19 protein-coding genes are annotated in these 20,892 nt (G+C 73.5%); 13 read left to right on the top strand and 6 right to left on the bottom strand.

Features of this window, described 5'->3' with window-relative positions; all coding sequences use genetic code 11:
• The 3 genes from ACFYP3_RS29425 to ACFYP3_RS29415 form a co-directional block, all read left to right on the top strand.
• A partial coding sequence (locus tag ACFYP3_RS29425) for a DMT family transporter (protein ID WP_388838868.1) occupies positions 1–659 on the top strand: 659 nt, incomplete at its 5' end.
• Positions 656–1,585, top strand: a complete 930-nt coding sequence (locus ACFYP3_RS29420) for a 2-dehydropantoate 2-reductase (protein WP_388838865.1) — start codon at positions 656–658, stop codon at positions 1,583–1,585. The genes ACFYP3_RS29425 and ACFYP3_RS29420, both read left to right, overlap by 4 nt.
• A 146-nt stretch (positions 1,586–1,731) precedes the next feature.
• On the top strand, positions 1,732–2,958 hold the full coding sequence (locus ACFYP3_RS29415; RefSeq protein WP_388838862.1) for a cytochrome P450: 1,227 nt from the start codon (positions 1,732–1,734) through the stop codon (positions 2,956–2,958).
• 47 nt (positions 2,959–3,005) lie between these two features.
• Here ACFYP3_RS29415 and ACFYP3_RS29410 read toward each other — a convergent pair whose 3' ends face one another.
• Positions 3,006–3,932, bottom strand: a complete 927-nt coding sequence (locus tag ACFYP3_RS29410; RefSeq protein ID WP_388838859.1) for a SigB/SigF/SigG family RNA polymerase sigma factor — start codon at positions 3,930–3,932, stop codon at positions 3,006–3,008.
• Positions 3,933–4,105: 173 nt separating this feature from the next.
• Here ACFYP3_RS29410 and ACFYP3_RS29405 point away from each other — a divergent pair, with 173 nt between their 5' ends.
• On the top strand, positions 4,106–4,483 hold the full coding sequence (locus ACFYP3_RS29405) for a helix-turn-helix transcriptional regulator (protein WP_388838857.1): 378 nt from the start codon (positions 4,106–4,108) through the stop codon (positions 4,481–4,483).
• Positions 4,484–4,539: 56 nt separating this feature from the next.
• Complete coding sequence (locus tag ACFYP3_RS29400) at positions 4,540–4,806, top strand: DUF6296 family protein (protein ID WP_388838855.1); 267 nt, start codon at positions 4,540–4,542, stop codon at positions 4,804–4,806.
• A 72-nt stretch (positions 4,807–4,878) separates the two neighbouring features.
• Here the strand turns inward: ACFYP3_RS29400 and ACFYP3_RS29395 are convergent, their stop codons facing one another.
• The 3 genes from ACFYP3_RS29395 to ACFYP3_RS29385 form a co-directional block, all read right to left on the bottom strand.
• The gene (locus ACFYP3_RS29395) at positions 4,879–7,302 is read right to left on the bottom strand and encodes a SpoIIE family protein phosphatase (protein WP_388838852.1); all 2,424 of its coding nucleotides are present in this window, start codon (positions 7,300–7,302) and stop codon (positions 4,879–4,881) included.
• Positions 7,299–11,318: a HAMP domain-containing protein gene (locus ACFYP3_RS29390; protein WP_388838849.1), complete on the bottom strand. Its 4,020-nt coding sequence runs from the start codon at positions 11,316–11,318 to the stop codon at positions 7,299–7,301. Before ACFYP3_RS29390 ends, ACFYP3_RS29395 begins: the two co-directional genes overlap by 4 nt.
• A gap of 238 nt (positions 11,319–11,556) precedes the next feature.
• Positions 11,557–11,901 carry an STAS domain-containing protein gene (locus ACFYP3_RS29385; protein ID WP_388838846.1) on the bottom strand — a complete coding sequence of 115 codons (345 nt, stop codon included), beginning with the start codon at positions 11,899–11,901 and terminating at the stop codon, positions 11,557–11,559.
• Positions 11,902–12,118: 217 nt separating this feature from the next.
• On the opposite strand from ACFYP3_RS29385, the gene ACFYP3_RS29380 reads away from it, so the two are divergent.
• The 8 genes from ACFYP3_RS29380 to ACFYP3_RS29345 all read left to right on the top strand — a co-directional run bounded on the left by ACFYP3_RS29380 (position 12,119) and on the right by ACFYP3_RS29345 (position 17,197).
• The gene (locus ACFYP3_RS29380) at positions 12,119–13,045 is read left to right on the top strand and encodes a SigB/SigF/SigG family RNA polymerase sigma factor (protein WP_388838843.1); all 927 of its coding nucleotides are present in this window, start codon (positions 12,119–12,121) and stop codon (positions 13,043–13,045) included.
• Positions 13,046–13,054: 9 nt separating this feature from the next.
• Complete coding sequence (locus tag ACFYP3_RS29375; protein WP_388838840.1) at positions 13,055–13,414, top strand: STAS domain-containing protein; 360 nt, start codon at positions 13,055–13,057, stop codon at positions 13,412–13,414.
• Entirely contained in the window at positions 13,411–14,373 is a 963-nt protein-coding gene (locus ACFYP3_RS29370; RefSeq protein ID WP_388838837.1) for an anti-sigma factor RsbA family regulatory protein, read from the top strand. Before ACFYP3_RS29375 ends, ACFYP3_RS29370 begins: the two co-directional genes overlap by 4 nt.
• A 78-nt stretch (positions 14,374–14,451) precedes the next feature.
• Positions 14,452–14,916: an ATP-binding protein gene (locus ACFYP3_RS29365; protein ID WP_388838834.1), complete on the top strand. Its 465-nt coding sequence runs from the start codon at positions 14,452–14,454 to the stop codon at positions 14,914–14,916.
• Positions 14,917–14,996: 80 nt separating this feature from the next.
• On the top strand, positions 14,997–15,119 hold the full coding sequence (locus ACFYP3_RS29360) for a hypothetical protein (RefSeq protein ID WP_388838831.1): 123 nt from the start codon (positions 14,997–14,999) through the stop codon (positions 15,117–15,119).
• Positions 15,120–15,166: 47 nt separating this feature from the next.
• Positions 15,167–15,829, top strand: coding sequence for a DUF4230 domain-containing protein (locus ACFYP3_RS29355; protein ID WP_388838828.1), 663 nt, complete (start codon positions 15,167–15,169; stop codon positions 15,827–15,829).
• 117 nt (positions 15,830–15,946) lie between these two features.
• Positions 15,947–16,396: an SRPBCC family protein gene (locus ACFYP3_RS29350; RefSeq protein ID WP_388838826.1), complete on the top strand. Its 450-nt coding sequence runs from the start codon at positions 15,947–15,949 to the stop codon at positions 16,394–16,396.
• A 192-nt stretch (positions 16,397–16,588) separates the two neighbouring features.
• A complete protein-coding gene (locus tag ACFYP3_RS29345; protein WP_388838823.1) occupies positions 16,589–17,197 on the top strand; it encodes a response regulator transcription factor in 609 nt (202 codons plus the stop codon).
• A gap of 59 nt (positions 17,198–17,256) precedes the next feature.
• Here ACFYP3_RS29345 and ACFYP3_RS29340 read toward each other — a convergent pair whose 3' ends face one another.
• Both ACFYP3_RS29340 and ACFYP3_RS29335 read right to left on the bottom strand, forming a co-directional pair.
• A complete protein-coding gene (locus ACFYP3_RS29340) occupies positions 17,257–19,071 on the bottom strand; it encodes an ATP-binding cassette domain-containing protein (RefSeq protein ID WP_388838820.1) in 1,815 nt (604 codons plus the stop codon).
• Complete coding sequence (locus tag ACFYP3_RS29335) at positions 19,068–20,888, bottom strand: ABC transporter ATP-binding protein (protein ID WP_388838817.1); 1,821 nt, start codon at positions 20,886–20,888, stop codon at positions 19,068–19,070. The genes ACFYP3_RS29340 and ACFYP3_RS29335 overlap by 4 nt, the downstream gene beginning before the upstream one ends.
• Positions 20,889–20,892 lie beyond the last annotated feature (4 nt).

The following is a 20,892-nucleotide window of genomic DNA, read 5'->3' as shown; positions in this document are numbered from 1 at the left end:
GCGACCGCTCCGATCCCCGCCGCCACAGCGGCATGAGACGGCTCTCAAGAGCCCGTCACTGCGGCTTGACAGCATCATTGGGAATCTCCTTCGCCGGAGCGGTGGTCGTGGGCCTGTCGATGTCCTCCGGCGAGGGCGGCTCGACCTCGGTGCTGGGCGTCGTACTGTGCCTCCTCGCGGCGGTGGCCTACGCGTCGGGGGTCGTCGCGCAGAAGCCGGCGCTCTCCTACGGGACACCCCTGCAGATCACCGCCTTCAGCTGCCTGACGGGCGCCGTGGTCTGCCTGCCGTTCGCGGGGCAGCTGGCCTCGGAACTCCCGCACGCGCCGCTGTCGGCCACCTTGAACATGGTCTACCTGGGCGTGGTGCCCACCGCCCTGGCCTTCACCACCTGGACCTACGCCCTCGCGCGCATGCCCGCCGGCAGACTGGGCGCGACGACCTACGCCGTACCGGCCATCGTCGTCCTCTTGAGCTGGGCCTTCCTGGGTGAGGTACCCGCATGGCTGTCGTTGCTCGGCGGCCTGCTCTGCCTCGCCGGGGTCGCGGTGTCCCGCTACGGACCGCGGCCCCCGCAGACTCCCGTACCCGACCAGCCGCTTCCCGCGGACCGTCCGGAAGCCGGCCTGTCCGACACCCACGAAAGGCGCACCTCATGAGGATCCTCACGGTCGGCGCGGGCGCCGTTGGCGGCTTCTTCGGCGCCCGGCTCGCCGCGGCGGGCCAGGACGTCTCCTTCCTGGTCCGGCCGGGCCGCGCGAAGGCCCTCCGGGCGCGCGGCCTGCGCGTCGAAGGCCAAGGGGAGAAGCTCCACCTGACGCCGAAGCTGGTGACGGCCGACGCCCCGGGCGGCCCGTACGACCTGGTCCTGCTCTCGGTGAAGGCGACCGCCCTGCACCCGGCCCTGGCGGACATCGAGTCCGCCGTCGGCCCGGACACCGCCGTGGTCCCCCTGCTCAACGGGGTCGCCCATCTCGACGCGCTCACCGCGCGCCTCGGGGCCGGAGCCGTGCTCGGCGGGGTCGCGAAGGTGGTGACCACCCTGAGCGCGGACGGCGACATCCTCCGCATGGCCCCGCCCGCGGTCGTCCTGACCGGTGAGCTCGACGCGCGCCCCTCCGCGCGCGTGGAGCGGATCCGTACCGTCCTCGCCGACGCCGGCATCGACTCGCCGGAGACCGGGGACATCGTCGCGGCCATGTGGCACAAGTGGGTCTTCATCTCCACGCTGGTGGCCCTGACCTGTCTGATGCGGGGCACGGTCGGTGAGGTCAACGCCGTCCCGGGCGGCGCGGAACTGGGTGCGTCCCTGCTCGCCGAGGCGGCGGCGGTGGCCGAGGCCGCCGGCCATCCGGTGCCGGAGTCCGAACGCGCCTTCACCACCTCGACGGTCACGGCCTCCGGGTCCCCCCTGACCCCGTCCCTCTACCGCGACCTCGTGGCCGGGGCGCCGACCGAGGCCGACCACGTGCTGACCGATCTCACCGTCCGCGCCCGCGCGTTGGGGGTGTCCACTCCGCTGCTGGACCTCGCCGCCCTGCACCTGCGCGTCCACGAGCACCGCCTCGCCGCGGCGCGTTCCTGACGGGCGAGGGGCGCCGGACGTGCGGCCTACCGGCCGGGGCGGGGTTCGGGCAGGATGACCCGGCGCACCGAACGCACCGAACGCACCGGAGGTCGTCGCCCGCGGCGGTGACCCCTGACCGGCCCGACCGTGATCCGGAGGCCCCCGTGACGTCGTACGACGACCAGGCGCGGCGTGACGAGCTGTACCGCGACCCGTACCCGCTCTACGACCGCGCCCGCCGGGCCGAAGGCCTGACGTACGTACCCGAGTTCGCCGCGTGGCTGGTGGCGCGCGACCGGGACGTACGCGAAGTGCTGCTGCGCGCCGAGGACTTCTCCTCGGCCAACTCCCTGCTGCCCGACGTCGCGCTGTCGGAGGCGGCGCTCGGCGTCCTGCCCCGGGGTTTCGGTCCCCGGCCGACCGTCGTGTCCTCGGACGGGGGCGCCCACCGGCGGCTCCGGGCCCCGCTGAACCGGGGGCTGTCCGCCGCCCGGGTGGCGGCCCTGGTGCCGTACGCCCGCGCCTGCGCGAGCGAGCTGGTGGACGGCTTCGCGGCGGACCGCTCGGCGGAGCTGGTGGAGGCCTACGCCCGGCGGTTGCCCGGGATGGTGGTCGGGCGGCTGATCGGGCTGGACCCGGGTGACGTGCCCGCCGCCGTGCACGGCGGCTACCGCGCCGAGGAACTGCTCTTCCGGCCGCTGTCCCCGCAGGCGCAGGCGGCTGCCGCCGAGGACGTGGTGGCGCTCCAGCACCTGCTGGACGGGTACGTACGCGACCGGCGCGCGAAGCCCCGGGACGACCTGTGTTCCACCATGGTGGCGGCTCTCGCCCCCGGTGACGCCGAGCTCACGCTCGCACAGCGCCACGAACTGGTGACGAGTCTGCAGAACCTGCTGATCGCCGGATTCCTCACCACGAGCGCCCTCATCGCCACCACGCTGCTGCACCTGCTCGGTGACCGGCGGCAGTGGCGCACGCTCTGCGCCGATCCGTCGCTCGTCCCGGCGGCGGTGGAGGAGGCGGCCCGCCACGACAGCGCCATCCAGGCCTTCCGGCGGGTGACCACCCGGCCGGTGACCCTCGCCGGGACGGAACTCCCGGCGGGGGCCACCCTGCTGGTGGCGTACGGTTCGGCCAACCGCGACGAGGAACGGTACGAGCGGCCCGCCGCGTTCGACATCACCCGGCAGGGGAACCGTCAGCACCTCGCGTACGGGCACGGAGCCCACGGCTGCCCCGGCTCCCAGCTGGCGCGCGAGCAACTGCGGCTGACACTGGACCTGTTCACGCGCCGCCTGCCGGAGCTGCGGATCGACGAGGACCGTCCGCGACCGCGGATGCGGCCCACGCTGATCCACCGCTCGCCGCAGACGCTCCACGTGACCTGGTGAGCGCGTGACCTGGTGATTTGTGATCCGGCCGCCGCGCGGCCGGTGACTCAGTCGTGCAGCAGCTCCGCGCGCAGGCTGCCCAGCGTGCGGGCGAGCAGGCGGGAGACCTGCATCTGGGAGAGACCGAGCTCCGCACCGATCTCCGCCTGGGTCAGCTCCTCGCCGAAGCGCAGCTGGAGGATATGGGTGGAGCGTTCGTCCAGGTCGGCGAGCAGGGGCGCCAGCGCGTGCCGGTCCTCGACCGCCTCCAGGGCGGGGTCGGTTACCCCCAGCGTCTCGGCGAGGCTGCGCGGAGCCTGTCCGGCCGGCGCCTGCGCGGTGCCGGCGGTGTGCTGCTGGGGCGCGTCGAGGGACTGCGTGGAGTAGCCGTTGGCCGCGACCAGGCCCTGGCGGACCTCGTCCTCGGTCAGGCCGAGGTGCGCGGCGAGTTCCGCCGGGGTGGGCGGGTGCTCCGACTCGGAGGTCAGCGCCTCCGTGGCCTTCGCCAGCTCCACGCGCAGCTCCTGCAGCCGGCGCGGGACGCGCACGGCCCACGTGGTGTCCCGGAAGTGCCGCTTGATCTCGCCTGTGATGTACGGCACGGCGAGCGTGGCGAACTGCGTGTTGCGCTCGGGGTCGTACCGGTCGATGGCCTTGATCAGGCCGATGATGCCGACCTGTACGACGTCCTCGTTCTCGGGGCCGCCGGGGCGGTCGCGGAACGGGCGGGCGACGAAGTGCACGAGTGAGATGTTCATCTCAATGAGCGTGTTGCGCACGTACTGGTACTCGCGGGTCCCCTCTTCGAGGCTCCGCAGCCGTTCGAAGAACAACCGGGTCAGTTGCCGGGCGTCGCCGGTCGATACTTCCCGCGGACGGGGCACGTACGGGAGCCCACTGAGGGCAGGGACGGATCCGACCCCGCCGCTGGCGGCGGGGGTCGTCGTCGGGGGCGTGGCCGGGCTCTTGGCCTCGGCCGTGGCCGTGGGGGTCATCGTCCTCGCTCCTTGGGCACGGGTGCTTGCGGCGCGTTGCGCGACTGCTCGGGTCATGCGGAATTCCGCTTCCGCTCACCTGCACCCTGCCGGGGCCACGGACACACGTCAAGTCATACCGGAAATTCGTTTCTGGATTTGCTTTTCTCGGGTGGTCATCCAAGGATGTCTGCGTGGAGAACGAGCACACCGGTTCCCGCCGGAACCAGTGGACCTTCCTGACGAACCACGCCCGGGTGCTGATCGCGATCGCGCGCGACCCGGGGATCCGGCTGCGCGACCTCGCGGCGATCTGTGATCTCACCGAACGGACCGTGCAGACGATCGTCACGGACCTCGAGGCCGACGGATATCTCACACGGACCCGGGACGGCCGGCGCAACCGCTACGCGATCGCCCCCGGCGCGCGCTTCCGCCACCCGGCGGAGGCCGGCCGCGAGATCGCCGGACTGCTGGCCTACCTCGCCGGCCCCACGGCGTCCGGCGCGCAGGCGCCCGCCGGCGGGGCGGGCGCGTCGCCCGGTGAGGACAGAGGACCGGGCGAGGCTTAGCGTGGCTGGTGGGGGGCAGCCACCCCGGGCGAACGCCCACGGCAGAAGGGTCCGCCATGAGCACAGGCCACGAAACTGAAGCCCCGCACGAGGACCGGCAGGCGGAAGCCTACGACGTGGTGTTCGCGGCCACGGAAGGGCCCGGGGAGGACGTGGTCCGGATGACCCGCACCGACGCGACGGGCCCGGGCGGCCACCCCGTATACGAGGACGCCACCGGCATCCTGCGGGCCGAGATCAGCAGCGGGGGCGAGGCCCGCGTGCTGGCGACCGGAGGCGGTCAGGACCCGGCCCGCGTCCTGCGGGCCCGCGCGGTGGCCTGACCGGGCGCCCTGCGGGCGGTGGCCCGGCGGCCGGACGCGGCGCCGGGCCCTGACGGTGTGCGGCGGTGGGCCTCAGCCGACCTGGATGCCGATCACGCACGTGTCGTCGTCCGTGTCGGACCGGCTCTCGGCGAGCAGGCGGTCCAGCCGCCCGTCCAGATCCCCGTCTCCGGCCGCCGCCGCCTGCACCAGATGGCCCAGCGAGTCCTGGACCGAGCAGTCACGCCGTTCCACCAGGCCGTCCGTGAACATCAGCAGGGTGTCCTCCGGTTCGAGCCGCACCTCCCGCTCGACGTAGGTGACGTCCGGCAGCGCGCCGAGGAGCAGGCCCTCGATCAGGGGGAACGCGGCGGCCTCGCCCCCACGCAGGAGTACGGGCGGCAGGTGCCCGGCACGCGCCCAGCGCATCACCCGGGTGCGCGGGTCGAAGAGCCCGCAGACGGCGGTGGCCGTCACGTGCTTGGCCAGGTGGTGGGTGACCGTGTTGAGCCAGGACAGCAGCTGGGCCGGGCCCGCACCGGTGACGGCGAGGCCCCGCAGGGCGTTGCGCAGGACGACCATGCCGGTGGCCGCCTCGATGCCGTGGCCGGCGACGTCACCGACGGACAGCATGATCAGCCCGGAGGGCAGGACCACGGTGTCGTACCAGTCGCCGCCGACGAGCGACTCGGTCTCCGCGGGCCGGTAGCGGACTGCGACCCGCAGGCCCGGGGCCTCGATGGCCGGCGGCGACGGCGGCATGATGGCGTGCTGGAGCTGGAGGGCCAGCCGGTTGCGTTCGGCGGACTCCGCCTCCGTGTGGGCGAGCTGGTCCCTGGTCGCGGCCAGCGCGACCTCGGTCCAGTGCTGGGCGGAGATGTCCTGGTAGGCGCCGCGCACGGCGTGCAGCCGCTGGTCCGCGTCGAGTACGGGCTCGGCGACGACCCGGATGTGGCGGGTGATCCCGTCGGACCTCTGGAGGCGGAAGTTGACGGAGGCGGGACGGCGGTGGCGGAGCACCGCCCGCAGGAAGCGGTCGAGGGCGGCGGAGTCGTCCGGATGGGCGTGCGCGGGCAGTTCCCGCAGCCGGACCGGTGGTGCGCTGGCGGGGAGTCCGTGCAGGGCGTAGAGCTGCGCGTTCCAGGTGGTCTCCCCGGTGGCGAGGTTCTCTTCGAAACCGCCGATGCGGCCCAGCCGCTGGGCGTGCTGGAGGATGTTGGCCAGCCGGGCCCGCTCGTCCTCGATCCGCCAGATGAGCAGGACGGCGGAGCCGTGTCGGCTGACGCTGATGTCCGCGACCGTGGTGAGCGGGATCTGGTCGACGAGCGCGGTCAGGCTCATGCGTTCGGCCCTGAACGGCTCCCCCGTCGCGTGCACGCGCGCGATGATGTCGAACAGTCCGCTCTCACCGGCGGCCGTCGGATAGGCCTCCAGCAGCAGCGCGCCGTTGACGTCGCCGCGCGGCCGTCCCACCGGGTCGACGAACCGGCTGCCGGCGTACCGGATCCGGAAGTCGCCGAGCCGGCCCTCGGCGTCGAGGACCGGGGTGAGCACCACGGCGGGGTCCTGCAGTCCTTCGGCGAGGTCGATGAGCTCCGCGACGTCCGGGAGCACCCCTTCGGTGGGCACGAGCTCACGCGGGGGTGCGTCGTCCATCGTCCGGGCGCACAGCTCGGCGAGGGCCTCGACCTGGCGCTCGATCTGCGGCGGCTGCGGCGCCAGGGGCTGCGGCCAGCAGATCTCCAGGACGGCGTGGATCCGTCCGCCCGTCCCCGTCGGCACGGCCATCCGGCCGCCGTCGGGCCACTGCAGGTGGCCGATCGAGGGCAGCCCCTCGCGCCTGAGGCGGGCGATGGTGACCAGGCGGCGCTCGCGCAGCGCCAGGCGGGCGACGGTGGAGACGCCCGGGGGTACGTGGCGCCAGCGGACGGCCTCCCTGGGCGGGAACCCGGCGTGGCCGGCGAGGGCCAGCGAACCGTCGGGCACCGCCGTCCACACGGCGACGGCGACCGCTCCCAGCGGGCTCAGGGCGTTCGTCAGGAGGGACTCGGCCACCGCCTGCGTGTCGGCGTCCGCCGCCAGCATGCCGCTCTCGGCGGTGCGCAGCCGGACCGACACGGCGGAGTGCGGCTCGGCCGGCTCCTCGTCCGTCCCGGCGCGCTCGACGAACGCGGCGGCGATCTCGCTGACGTGGTCGCGGGAGGCCTGGTTGACGATGTCGGCGGCGAGTTCGAGCGGGGACGTCCCGCTCTCCCGGCACAGCAGGTCGAGCTGGCGCGCGGCCGCGGCCGGCGTGCAGTGCAACTGCCCGATCAGGATGCCCTTGGCCAGCTCGACCAGGGCGCGGCCGTCGGCGGCGGCCTGTGCCTCCAGGACCTCCCGGCGCAGCCGTTCCACGGTGGCGACGAGGCGTCCCATCGGGGTCGGGAGCTGGTGCGGGACGACCTCGGCCGGTGGGTCGCCGATCGGGCCGGTCTGCGGGCTCGCGCCGTCGTGGCGCCGTAGTCCACCGGTCATCGCGTGAGCCAGTACCGGACGCGGCCGATGAGGTCGTCGGCGTCCACGGGCTTCGTCACGTAGTCGCTGGCGCCCGCGGCGAGGCTCTTCTCCCGGTCCCCGGGCATCGCCTTGGCGGTGACCGCGATGATGGGCAGGCCCGCGTACGCCGGCATCCGCCGGATCTCGGCGGTGGCGGCATAGCCGTCCATCTCGGGCATCATCACGTCCATCAGGATGAGGTCGACGTCCGCGTGGTGGGTGAGGGCGTCGATGCCCTTGCGGCCGTCCTCGGCGTGGACCACGCGCATGCCGTGGAGTTCCAGGACCCCGCTGAGGGCGAAGAGGTTGCGCGCGTCGTCGTCGACGACGAGGACGGTGCGTCCGGCCAGGTCGCCGTCGAGTACGGGATCCGCCTGCTGGCGTGGGGCGTCGCCCTGTACGAGGGGCAGCACGTCACCCGGCTGTTCGGCGGACAGGTGGAGCGCGATGCGTTCGCGGAGCTCGTCGAGGCTGGACAGCAGCTCCACGTGGCGCGCCGCGGGCCGCTCCCGCAGGGCCTCCTCCTGGCCGGTCCTGCCCCGCGGGTTGTTGTGGGCGAGGACGGGGAGCGAGGCGAGGCCCGGGTCCCCGTCGAGCGCGTCGAGGAAGCGCAGTGCCTCGCCGTCGGGCATGTCCAGTTCCAGGACCACGCAGTGGAAGGAGTCGGAGGCCAGGGCGGCGGCCGCCTCCCGTGAGCTCGTGACGCTGACCACGTGGATGCCGGCGTGCTCGTGCGTCGTCTGATGGCGGGGGGCGAAGTCCCGGCCGGCGCTCTCGGCGACCAGGGAGAGCAGGCCTCCCGTCCGTTCCTCGATCACGAGCAGGCGGCGGGCCCGCCGCTGCGCCGGCAGCACGGGCGTGCCGGGACGGCCCGGAGCGGCCTGCCCGGACACGTCCGCGTACGAGGGCTCTGCGGGGACCTCGGGATCGGGGGCGTCCTCGTAGTCCACGCGGCTGACCGGCAGGAAGAGGGTGAAGGTGCTGCCCTGGCCGGGTGTGCTCTCCGCGGTGACGGCACCGCCGAGCAGGTGGGCGATCTCACGGCTGATGGAGAGCCCGAGGCCGGTGCCCCCGTATTTGCGACTGGTGGTGCCGTCGGCCTGCTGGAAGGCTCCGAAGACGGACTCCAGCTGCTGTGCGGGGATGCCGATGCCCGTGTCCCGTACCCGGAAGGCCAGCATGGGCCCGCGCCGGGGAAGTCCGGCCGGCATCTCGGAGGCCGCGGCCGGTTCGATGCGGAGCTCGACGCCGCCGCGCTCGGTGAACTTGACGGCGTTGGAGAGCAGGTTGCGCAGGATCTGGCGCAACCGCGAGTCGTCGGTGTGCAGGTCGGCGGGGGCGTCCGGGGCGGTGGTGACGGTGAAGTCGAGGCTCTTCTGGGTGGTCATCGGCCGGAAGGTGGCGTCGACGTACTCGAGCAGCTGCGGCAGGTCGACCCGCTCGGGGTTGATGTCCATCTTGCCCGCCTCGACCTTGGACAGGTCGAGGATGTCGTTGATCAGCTGGAGCAGGTCCGAGCCGGCCGAGTGGATGATGCCCGCGTACTCGACCTGCTTGGGCGTGAGGTTGCGGGTGGGGTTCTGGGCCAGCAGCTGGGCCAGGATGAGGAGGCTGTTGAGCGGGGTGCGCAGTTCGTGGCTCATGTTGGCCAGGAAGTCGGACTTGTAGGTGGAGGCCAGCGACAACTGCTGTGCGCGGGTCTCCAGTTCCTGCCGGGCCTGCTCGATCTCCAGGTTCTTGGCCTCGATGTCGCTGTTCTGGCTGGCGAGGAGGGCCGCCTTCTCCTCCAACTCGGCGTTGGAGCGCTGGAGTTCCTCCTGCTGGACCTGGAGCTCCTCCGAGCGGGCCTGGAGTTCTGCCGTGAGCCGCTGGGACTCGCCGAGCAGCTCGTCGGTCCGGGCGTTGGCGACGATCGTGTTGACGTTGGCGCCGATGGTCTCCATCAGCTGGGCCAGGAAGTCGCGGTGGACGGGGGTGAAGGCCGTGAAGGAGGCGAGTTCGATCACTCCGAGCACCTGCTCGTCCACCACGATCGGGAGGATGATGAGGCTGCCGGGGGTGGTGTGGCCCAGCCCGGAGGAGATGACGTAGCCGCCGGGGACCTGGTCGGTGGCGATGATGCGGTGGCTGCGGGCCGCCTGCCCGACGAGGGACTCGCCGAGGGCGAAGGTGACGCGCTCCTCGGCGTCCGCGGACCGACCGTAGGAGCCGACGAGGGTGAGCACCGTGCCGCCGGGGCCGTCCTCGGCGAGGTAGAAGGCGCCGTACTGGGCGGCGACGAGCGGCGTCAGTTCGTCCATGACGAGTTCCGCGACCGCGGCGAGGCCCCGGTGGCCCTGCATCAGGCCGGAGATGCGGGCCAGGTTGGACTTGAGCCAGTCCTGCTCCTCGTTGGCCCGGGTGCTCTCGCGGAGCGAACCGACCATGGAGTTGATGTTGTCCTTGAGTTCGGCGACCTCGCCCGAGGCGTCGACCGTGATCGAACGGGTCAGGTCGCCCTCGGCGACCGCGCTGGCGACCTCGGCGATGGCCCGGACCTGCCGGGTCAGGTTGCCGGCCAGCTCGTTGACGTTCTCGGTCAGGCGCTTCCAGGTGCCGGAGACGCCCTCGACCTCGGCCTGGCCGCCGAGCCGGCCCTCGCTGCCGACCTCGCGAGCCACCCGGGTGACCTCGGCCGCGAAGGCGGACAGCTGGTCGACCATCGTGTTGATGGTCGTCTTCAGCTCCAGGATCTCCCCGCGGGCGTCCACGTCGATCTTCTTGGACAGATCGCCGTTGGCGACGGCGGTCGTGACGAGGGCGATGTTGCGGACCTGGCCCGTGAGGTTGTTCGCCATGGAGTTGACGTTGTCGGTGAGGTCCTTCCAGGTCCCCGCCACATGGGGGACGTGCGCTTGACCGCCGAGCCGGCCCTCGGTGCCGACCTCGCGGGCCACGCGCGTCACCTCGTCGGCGAACGCGGACAGGGTGTCGACCATCGTGTTGATCACCCCGGCCAGCGCGGCGACCTCGCCCTTCGCCTCCACCACGATCTTCTGCGAGAGGTCTCCGCGGGCGACGGCGGTGGCGACCTGGGCGATCGACCTGACCTGCCCGGTCAGGTTCGACGCCATGACGTTGACGTTGTCGGTGAGGTCCTTCCAGGTGCCGGAGACCCCGCGGACGGTGGCCTGGCCGCCCAGGTTGCCCTCGGTGCCGACGTCGCGGGCCACCCGTGTCACCTCGTCGGCGAACGCGGACAGCTGGTCGACCATCGTGTTGATGGTCTCCTTCAGCTCCAGGATCTCCCCGCGGGCGTCCACCCGGATCTTCTGCGTCAGGTCGCCCTGGGCCACGGCGGTGGTGACCTCCGCGATCGAGCGCACCTGGGCGGTCAGGTTGTCGGCCATGACGTTGACCGATTCCGTCAGGTCCTTCCAGGTCCCGGAGACGCCCCTGACGTCCGCCTGGCCGCCGAGCCGGCCCTCGGTGCCCACCTCGCGGGCCACGCGCGTCACCTCCCCGGCGAACCCGGAGAGCTGGTCGACCATCGTGTTGATGGTCTCCTTGAGCTCCAGGATCTCCCCGCGGGCCGTGACGTTGATCTTCTGCGACAGGTCGCCCTTGGCCACGGCGGTCGCGACCTGGGCGATCGAGCGTACCTGGGCCGTGAGGTTTCCGGCCATGAAGTTGACCGAATCCGTGAGGTCCAGCCAGGCACCCCCGACGCCCGGCACGTCGGCCTGGCCGCCCAGGGTCCCCTCGGTGCCCACCTCGCGGGCCACCCGGGTCACCTCGGAAGTGAACAGCGACAGCTGGTCGGCCATCCCGTTGAAGACGGTGGCGATCTCCCCGAGCAGCCCGTCCGCCGCGTCGGGCAGCCGGGTGCGGAAGTCCCCGTCGCGTACGGCGGTCAGCCCGGCCAACAGCAGCCGCAGCTCCGACTCGCCGATCCCGCCCTCACCCTGCAACGGTGGCCCCGCGCTCAGTGTATCCGTGCCCGCCCGCTCGGCCATCCGCCAACCTCACTCTCGATCTCACCCGCACCGACACCCGGGACAGGACGGACCCCTGACATCAGGGCGCGCCGGAGCGCCCGGCTCCACCGGGGGTCCGACGGCGCCCGGGCACCGGTCGGGTGAAGGCTAACGCCACCGGAGGGACGGCGAACCCCAGTCGATCACACCGGACGCAGCGCATCCGACCGCGGGGGCACACCGTCGGCGGGCCGCCCGTGCGCCGGCCCGCGCGGGCTCACGCCCCCACTGCGTCCTCGACGCTCGCGTGCAGGGAGAGCACGGTATCGGCCCCGGTCACGGCGAACAGCCGGCGCAACTGCTCGCCCGGGGCGGCGATGCGCAAGGCGGTGAGGTGGTGCAGGCGCAGCAGCAGGTTCAGGAACGAGGAGTCCCCGAAGGTGATGGCGCCGGCGTCCAGCACCACCACCGGGTACCGGTCGGCGGCGGCCGTGAGCGCCACCTCCAGCGGGGCAAGCGTGTCCTGGTCGAGCTCTCCGTGAGCCGCCACCACCCACCCGGTCCCCGCCGGATAGGCCTCCCCGACCACACCCTGCTGGTGCGCGTCCCTTGCTCCGGTCATGTCCGCCTCCCCGGATCGCCACCTGTACGTCTGTACGTCGTCCTCAGGGAGTATGCCTGCTCATCGCGCCGACGCCGCCGTCGCCGTCCGCGTCGACGCTCCTTCGGCCGCACGGGCGACCCGTCAGGCAAAGCAAAGTGATCGAGGTGTGTAGAACCGCGAAGTCGGGGCAGAAGGGCCCGAGCAGCCGTCAGTCAATCGGGAGGGAGCGGCCACCATGTCTCGCTCGTCCACCGCAGTACGCCCCATTCGTGCAACAGAGGCGCACGTCCCTGCTTGTGACCGAGGCACCGCGGGAGCGCCAACACAGGACGAGGACCTGTTCCAAGTCGAGAACGCCCGGGAGATGGCACCGGCCGACGCACGCGAGCTGTCGCGGCTCTTCTTCGGGAAGCTGCGCACACTGGAGGAGGGGACGCGTGAGTACCAGTACACGCGCAACACCCTGATCGAGATGAATCTCTCTCTCGTCCAGTTCGCCGCGCGACGGTTCCGCTCCCGGGCGGCCGGCGGGGGTCTCGACATGGACGACATCATCCAGGTGGGGACCATAGGCCTGATCAAGGCCATCGACCGCTACGACCTGGAGCGCGAGGTGGAGTTCTCCACCCTCGCCCTCCCCTACATCACCGGGGAGATCAAGCGCTACTTCCGCGACACCACCTGGGCCGTGCACGTCCCGCGGCGCCTGCAGGAACTGCGGATGGAACTCGCCAAGGCCCAGGAGACCCTGACCGACGACCTGGGCCGGGCTCCGACGGTCAAGGAGGTCGCCCAGCACCTGAAGCTCTCCGAGGACGAGGTCATCGACGGGCTGGTCGCCGCGAACGGCTACACCAGCGGATCGCTCGACACGGCCGGCGCGGAGAGCGACGCCCAGTCCACGACGAGCCCGACGACGCGGCCCCTGGCGGAACGCCTCGGCGAGGTCGACCCCGCCATGGAGCTCTTCGAGGAGTTCCACACCCTGGCTCCCCTGCTGGAGCAGCTGGACGAACGCGATCGCAGGATCCTGCGGATGCGCTTCGGCGAGGAGAAGACCCAGGCAGAGATCGGCGCGGAACTGGGCATCTCCCAGATGCAGGTCTCCCGCATCCTGTCCCGGACCCTGGCCCGCCTGCGCGCAGGCATGCTCACGGTGTAGGGCGGGGCCATGACCTCCCTGCGGACGGGACCGGGAGCGGGAGCGGGAAGGGGCGCGGCGGCGCCCCTGACCGCCCTGCCCCTGCCCGGGCTCCCCGGCGCACGTCTGAGCGGCAGCTGCGACCTCGACACCCGGCACGCCCTGTCCGTCGCGCTCGGCGTCGTGACCGGGGTGTCCGGCCCCGTCGTCCACCTGGACCTCTCCGCCGTGGCCTTCCTCGACCCGGCCGCGGTGGCCGCCCTGGTGCAGGCGTCCGCCACTCTGAACGGGCAGGGGCGTCGCCTGCTGCTCCACGACCCGCCATACTCGCTGCGCAAGGTAGTGGAGATGTTCCCGGACGAATGCGCCGCGCTGGAGGTCGCAGCATGATCACTGTTCCTGCGCCCGCCGAGCCTGCGGCCTTCGTCCACCCCGCCCTCTTCTACCGGGACCTCGACGAGTACCTCACCGGTGTGGGCGGTTTCGTACGGACCGCCCTGTCGGCCGACGAGCCGGTGCTCGTCGCCGTGCCGGGCCCGCACCTGGACGCCCTGCGCGAGAGCCTCGACACGGGCGGGGCCGAGATCGCCTGGACGGACATGACGGAGCTGGGCCGCAACCCGGGCCGCATCCTGGCCTCCCTCCAGGACTTCGCCGACCGGCACGCGGGCCGTGCGGCCCGCATCGTCGGCGAGCCGATCTGGCCCGGTCGCTCCCCCGCGGAGGTCCTGGAGGCCACCCGCCACGAGGCCCTCATCAACACGGCCTTCGCCGGCCGGCCGGCCACCATCCTGTGCCCGTACGACGTAGAGGGGCTCGCGCCCTCGGTGGTGGCGGACGCCCGGCGCACCCACCCCACGCTGATAGAGGAGGGCCGGGACCTGCCGAGCCCCGCGTACAGCGACGCCGCCGCGGTCAGCGCGGACTGCGATCTCCCGCTGCCCGAACACGACGGCGAGGTGTCCCGGCTCGACTACGCCCCCGGCGGGCTGGCCGAGGTGCGCGAGCACGCCGAGAACTGGGCGCGCGGCACGGCCCTGACCCCGGCGCGGCGCGGCGACCTCGTCCTGGCCGTCAGCGAGGCTGCGGCCAACTCCCTCTCCCACGGAGGCGGGAAGGGCACCCTCCGGCTGTGGACGACCACCGGAGCGGGATCGGCAGCCGGAGTCGTCGCCGAGATCCACGACGGCGGCCGGCTGGCCGACCCCCTGGCCGGGCGCCGCCGCCCCTCCCTGGCGTCCACCCAGGGAGGCCGCGGGCTGTGGATGATCCACCAGCTCTGCGATCTCGTCGAGGTCCGTGCCACGGAGAGCGGCTTCACACTGCGGCTCCACATCGCGACGCTCTGACAGCGGCGGTCCCCTAGACTGTCACGGGCAAGTACCGAGAGCAGAGTCAAGAGTCGATGCGGGGGGTGAAAGACCACAATGGAGACGATCGGTCCGGAAACGGGCGATACCGTAAGCGCCGCCGCTCCCGTCCGGGGGCAGCGCCGCCGGCTCGCCCTGACGGGCGTCCGCGGCTCCGTGGCCAAGGGACGTGACTTCACACGCCAGGCCCTGCGGGACTGGGGCTGGGACGGGACCGAGACCTCCGAGGACACCCTGCTCCTCGTGTCCGAGCTGGTGACGAACGCCGCACTGCACGCGGGCGGTTGTCACGAGCTCGTGCTCACGGCCGGGGACTGCCTGCGGATCGAGGTGTACGACGGCACGACGACGCTGCCCCGCCCCCACCCGGCCCCGCAGCGCGGCCTCCCCGGCGGCCACGGGCTGCACATCGTGGATCGGCTGTCCGACCGCTGGGGCACCCAGACGCACGAAGGCGGAAAGGCCGTCTGGGCCGAGATCGAGGCCGCCCGACTGGTGTCCGGCAGCCCCACGGGGCGCTGACGGCCGGTTCCGCCGGCCCGGACCGCCCGCCCGCACGGTGCCCGGGGCGTTAATAGGGCTGCCGCGGGCACACGCGCGTCATGACCACCCATCAGCTCACCGCCCTGTCCCTCACCCCGGCGCCCGGGCCCGCCTGGGTGCACCTGCTCGTCATCGGCTTCGCCCTGCTCGTCCTCGTCCAGTCCCTCGCCCGCCACCGCTAGGCCCGCGGATCCGCGCTGGAGCCGCGTCCACGGGGTATCCGCGGTGCATGGAAACCTCTTCGGCTCGGCCGGGCGGCTCGTGGCGCCCGTGGTGGGGGCGGATCGCCGTCGGTGTGGCGGTGGTCGTGGTGCTGATCGTGCTCGCGGAGCGCTTCAGCCTGATTCCGGGATTCGGCGACCTCTTCGGCGAGGACACCCGGGACCGCTCCGGTCCCGCGCTGCTCAAGTCGATCCAGGACATGGACCGTTACGAGGCGGCTGTCGGAAACTTCCAGGTGGTCGTGGACCTGGAGAAGGACGCGGCGCTGCTGCCGGACGCGATCCGCGGCACCCGCACCCTGTACGTGGGCTCCGGCACGGTCGGCGGCTACGTCGACTTCGGCGGGCTGGACGAGCGGAGCGTCACCGTGAACGGCGACCGCACCGAGGCCTCGATCCGGCTGCCGCACGCGGTGCTCGGCAAGGCGGCCCTCGACCCGGCCCGCTCGTACGCGGTGACGAAGCAGCGGGGCCTGCTGGACCGGCTCGGCGACCTGTTCTCCGACAACCCGGCGGGCGAGCAGGCCGTGCAGAAGCTCGCCGTGCAGCACATCGACGAAGCCGCCCGCGACAGCGGTCTCGTCGAACGCGCCGAGCAGAACACCACGTCGATGCTGCAAGGTCTGCTGCGCTCCCTGGGCTTCCGCGAGGTGACCGTGGCGTACGGCTGAATCGGGCGCCGGCCGCGGCGTGTTCAGCTCCCGGCCGGGTAGCCGCGCCTCAAGACGTCCTGATGGACGACCCGCACCCCAGGGTGCGGGGCTGCCCACCACACGGAAGAGGTGCACATGTCGCACGTCGAGGAGTACGTCGAGGTCAACGTCCCCGTACGCACCGCCTACAACCAGTGGACGCAGTTCGAGGACTTCCCCGCCTTCATGGAGGGGGTCGAACGCGTCGACCAGCGCACGGACACGCTCACCCACTGGGTGACGAACGTGAACGGTGTGCAGCGCGAGTTCGACGCGCAGATCACCGAGCAGCTCCCGGACCGGCGGGTCGCGTGGATGACGGTCGACGGGGAGGCCCGCCAGGCCGGGCTGGTCGTCTTCCAGCCGATCGACGCGACCACCACCAAGGTCGTCCTGCACATGAACTGGGTGCCCGACGGTCTGGCCGAGACGGCCGCCGACAAACTCGGCTTCGTCAAGCGTCAGGTGATGGGCGATCTGAAGCGGTTCAAGCTGTTCATCGAGTCGCGCGGGGTCGCGACGGGGGCCTGGCGCGGCGAGATCTGATCCCCGCCGGAGGGCCGGGCGGGCGGTAAAGGCCCGGTCTTCAAGGGGTTAACCCGCCTAAGGGAAGCCGATTCCCCGGGTATCTCGGCCAAGTTGTCCGTGCGCCCCTGCACGCCCCCCGCAGTGACGTTCCATCACCCCTGATCGGGGGCACCCGTGGTGCCGTTGGTACGTCTACCGAGGAGAGCACTGATGACGAAGGTCCTCGTCCTGCACAGCGTCAGCCTGGTGAGGTCTGCACTGGCCGCCCTACTGAGATCGGAAGGGCGCTTCGAGGTCACGTCGGCGGGCTGGAGGACGGCGGTGCGCCAGGCCGAGACCATACGACCAGACGTGACGGTCGTCGACCTCGACTGTCCGGGGACCACGGCCGTCCTGGCCGACGACGGGCGCGCGGACCGGCAGGTCCTCGCGTCCCCGTCGCCGGTCCTCGTCCTCGCGTCGACCGGCGCGCCCGGTTCGCTGCACCGGGCCTTCCGGGCCGAGGCCCTCGGCTACGTGGACAAGGACGGCTCACCGGGGCGGCTCGTCCGGGCGGTCCGGAAGGTCGCCGCGGGGGAACGGTTCATCGACGCGTCGCTGGCCTCCGCCTTCATGGAGGCCGACCCCTTACCGCTGAGCCCGCGGGAACTCAGCGTGCTGGCCCGGGCCGCGGAAGGCGATTCCATCGCCGAGATCGCCCGTACGCTGCACCTGGCGAGCGGCACAGTACGCAACTACATGGCCGCGGCGACCCGCAAGACCGGCGCGCGCAACCTCATCGACGCGATCCGCATCTCCCGGCGGGCCGGCTGGGTGTGATCCGCAGCCCGCCGCGGACGGGTGCGCCGGGGGCCGCCCGGCGGCGCCGGCCGGCCGCGTCACTCGTCCGTACCGTTCCACCCGCCCACCAGATCGCGGTACAGGGCCGACCTGGCCGGGAGTTCCGCGTGCGTACCGCACACGGCCCGGGTTCCGTCGAGGACGAGGACCCGGTCGGCGCGGGCCGCGGACGAGACCCGGTGGGCCACGACGACGAGGGTGCCGGGACGCTCCGCGAGGGCCCGTTCGGCCCGTTCCTCGGTACGCGGGTCCAGGTGGCAGGTGGCCTCGTCGAGCAGCAGCAGCGGGGCCGGCGAGAGGTAGGCGGCGGCGAGCGCGAGGTGCTGGCACTCCCCCCGGGACAGCAGCCGGGGGGACACCTCGGCGTCCAGGCCGCCCAGCCGGTCCACCAGCTCCTCCAGCCCGAGGGCGCTGATGGCCCGCCGCACCCGGGCGTCCCCGCACCCGGGGGCACCCGGGTGCGGGGACAGGTGGGTGAGGTTCTCCCGCACGGTGCCGGTGAACACGTAGGCCTGTTGCGGCAGCAGGGTCCGCCGCGGGTCCGGTCCCGTGGCGGCCCGGTCCCGGCGGGCGGCCGCGCCGGCGACGAGGACGGTCCCCGCGTCGGGTGACAGCATTCCGGCGAGCAGCGCGGTGAGTGTCGACTTGCCGATGCCGCTCGGCCCGACCACGGCGAGGTGCTCCCCCGGCCGCACCACCAGGTCGAGGGCGTCGAGTACGGGGACCGCGCCGGGTCCGTAGGCGAAGGTGACGTCCCGCAGCTCGGCCGCGGCGGCGGTCCCCCGGCCGGCGGGGACGGGCGCCGGCGGTTTCGTCGCGCGGGGGCCGTCCGGCTCCCCCCGCGGCGGGTCACAGAAGCGTTCGAGGACCACCACCAGCCGGGTGCCGGCGGAACCCAGCGCGGTCATCAGCGAGTTGAGGGCGGGCAGCAGTGCCTGCACCAGGTAGGTGAGGCCGCCGGCCAGCGTGCCGGCCGTGATCCCGCGGCCGAGCAGCCAGGGCGTCGCGGCGAGGAGCGCGATCACCGGGAGCCGGCCCGCCGTCGCCAGGGCCAGGGTGCGCACGGCCGCCCAGCGCGCGAGGGTCCGCGCCAGCCGCTCCTGGGCGGCGATCAGCGGCTCCACCCCGGCGCGCGCCGCCTCCTGGCCACCGCAGGCGACGACGTCGCGCAGGCCCTCCCCCAGGGCCGCCACCCGGTCGGCCAGCGCCTCGTCGGTGTCCAGGGAGCGGCGCTGCGCGGACGCCATGGGGCGCAGCGTGGCCAGGAAGGCGGCCACGCCCAGCAGCAGCGGGGGCAGCACGACCAGCAGCAGTACGGGGGCCAGGGCCGCCATCCCCGCGAGGACGCCCACGGCGGTGAACGCGAACGAACGCACCGTCAGGACCAGGCCCGCGAAGGAGTCCCGGGCCATCTCCGTCTGCTGGGTCAGCCGGGACACCGCGCCGGTGTCGGGGGCGCGCACCGGGTCGGCGACGGCGCGCTCCAGTGCCTGCCGCACCGCCCGCCGGACCAGGCCGTCCCGCAGCGGCTCGACGAGGTCGGCGAGTGCGGTGAACACCCCGCGCAGTGCGTACCCGCCGAGGAGGGCCCCGGCTCCGGCCGCGGCCAGCCAGGCGAGACCGGTGGCGGTGCGGCCGGCGAGGAAGCCGTCGTCGAGGGCGCGGGCGACGCCGTAGCCGCCGAGGAAGGTGTGCGCGGACTCCAGGAGCGACCAGGCCGCCAGCCGGCCCACGGCGCCCTTGCGGCCGCGCAGGAACCGCCGGCCCTCGGGGGCCACGCGGCGCCAGGCCTCGGCCTCGCCCTCGCTCTTGCCCCCGCTGCTGCCCACGTCCTCGCTCGTGCCCCCGGTCACCGCGCCGCCTCCGTGACCGCTTCGGGCGCGGCTGCCGTGGGCGCCCCCCCGTCCGCCGCGACTGCCGCGTCGGCGGCGAACACCGCCCGGTACGCGGGTTCGTCCCGCCACAGTTCGGCGTGGGGTCCGGCCGCCCGCACCCGTCCCTCCTCCAGCCATACGACGAGGTCGGCGCGGGCCGCGGACGACAGGCGGTGCGCGACCACGATCCGGGTGCCGGGCCGGACCCGGTGGGCGAGCGCCCGCTCGACCTCACGGGCGGTGACCGTGTCGAGGCTGGAGGTGGCGTCGTCCAGCACGAGGAGCCGGCCCGCGTGGCAGAACGCCCTGGCCAGGCCCAGGCGTTGGACCTCACCGCCGGACAGGGGGGCGTCGGCGAGGCGCGTGCCGTACCCGTGGGGCAGCCGCCGTACGAAGGGGTCGGCGCCCGCGGCACGGGCCGCGCCGCGCACCGCTTCGGGGTCCGGGGCGGGACCTGCGCCGAACCCGATCGCCTCGCCGACCGTCTCCCCGAGGAGCACGGGCCGGTCGAAGGCGTGCCCGACCTCGCGGCGCAGCGCTTCGGCGGTCAGCTCCCGCAGGGGGACGCCGTCCAGCAGCACCTGGCCCGCGTCGGGGTCGGTGAGCCGGCCGGCCACGGCGGCGAAGAGCGTCTTGCCGGCGCCCGAGCGGCCCACCACCGCCACCGTGGAGCCTCCGGGGACCACCAGGCTGATGTCGTGCAGGACCGTCGCGCCTGACCGTACGACCCGGACCCCGCGCAGTTCCAGGGTGCCGAGGCCGTCGTCCGGCAGCTCCGCCCGGCCGTGGTCGAGCACCGGCAGCGTCAGCAGGTCCGCGGTCCTGCGGGCGGCGGCCCGGCCGCGGACCACGGCCGCCAGCCCGCCCGTCACGGCGCCGATGCCGGCCGCGAGGCCGGCGTACCGCAGGACGGCGAGGAGTTCGCCGACGCCGAGGGCCCCGGCCGACAGGCGGATGCCGCCGACGGCGAGGACCGCGTACAGGAGCATCGGCATGAGGGTCGCGGACCGGGCCGTGGTGCCGCCGTAGACCTGCCACATGCGCCTGCCCTCGGTGCCGAGCTCGGGCAACCGGGCGAGGATCCGGGCGCGTTCGCGTGCGGCGGTGCCGGCGGCGGCGATCGTGCGTGCTCCGGCCAGGGCTTCGACGAGGCGGCCCGCGGTCGCGAGCTGGACCTGCTGGTAGCGGGCGATGCTGGTACGGGTGTCTCGGGTGAAGGCGCGCAGCAGCAGCACCAGCAGGGGCACGCCCGCGAGGAAGGCGAGCGCCGTCCAGACGTCGATGAGGAAGAGCGCGACCACCGCGCCGAGCGGCGGCAGCAGTGCGGCGAGGGCGTGCGCGACGGCGGCCGGGACCTTGCCGGCCTCGGCGGCGTGCGCGGTCAGCCGCGCGGCGGTTTCGCCGGGCGCGTGGCGGGCCGCGTGGTGCGGGGCCGTCCGCAGCAGCCCGGCGAGGGCGAGCCTCCGCAGCCGGGCGGTGGAACGGCCGTCCACCTCGCCGGTCAGCCGGGCGGCGGCGGCGTCCAGGGCCACCTCCGCCACGATGACCGCGGCGCACAGCAGCGTCCAGGCGGGGCCCGACGGGGCGCGGCGGAGCAGCAGGTCGAGGGTGTGGCCGAGGACGGCGGGCTCGGCGAGGGCCGCCGCGGCGGCCGTCACGGCGCATCCGAGGACGGCGGCGGTGCGCCCGCCGCTGTGCCGCGCCGCTGCCACGAGGGCGCGGTCGGCGGTGCGTCCCACGGCCGGCTCCCGCGCCGTGTCGGGCACCCCGTCGGGCACCGCGTCGGGAGGGCTCATCTGC

Source organism: Streptomyces sp. NPDC005533, assembly GCF_042871845.1.
GTDB lineage: Bacteria > Actinomycetota > Actinomycetes > Streptomycetales > Streptomycetaceae > Streptomyces.
This window is presented reverse-complemented; position numbering and strand designations above follow the sequence as displayed.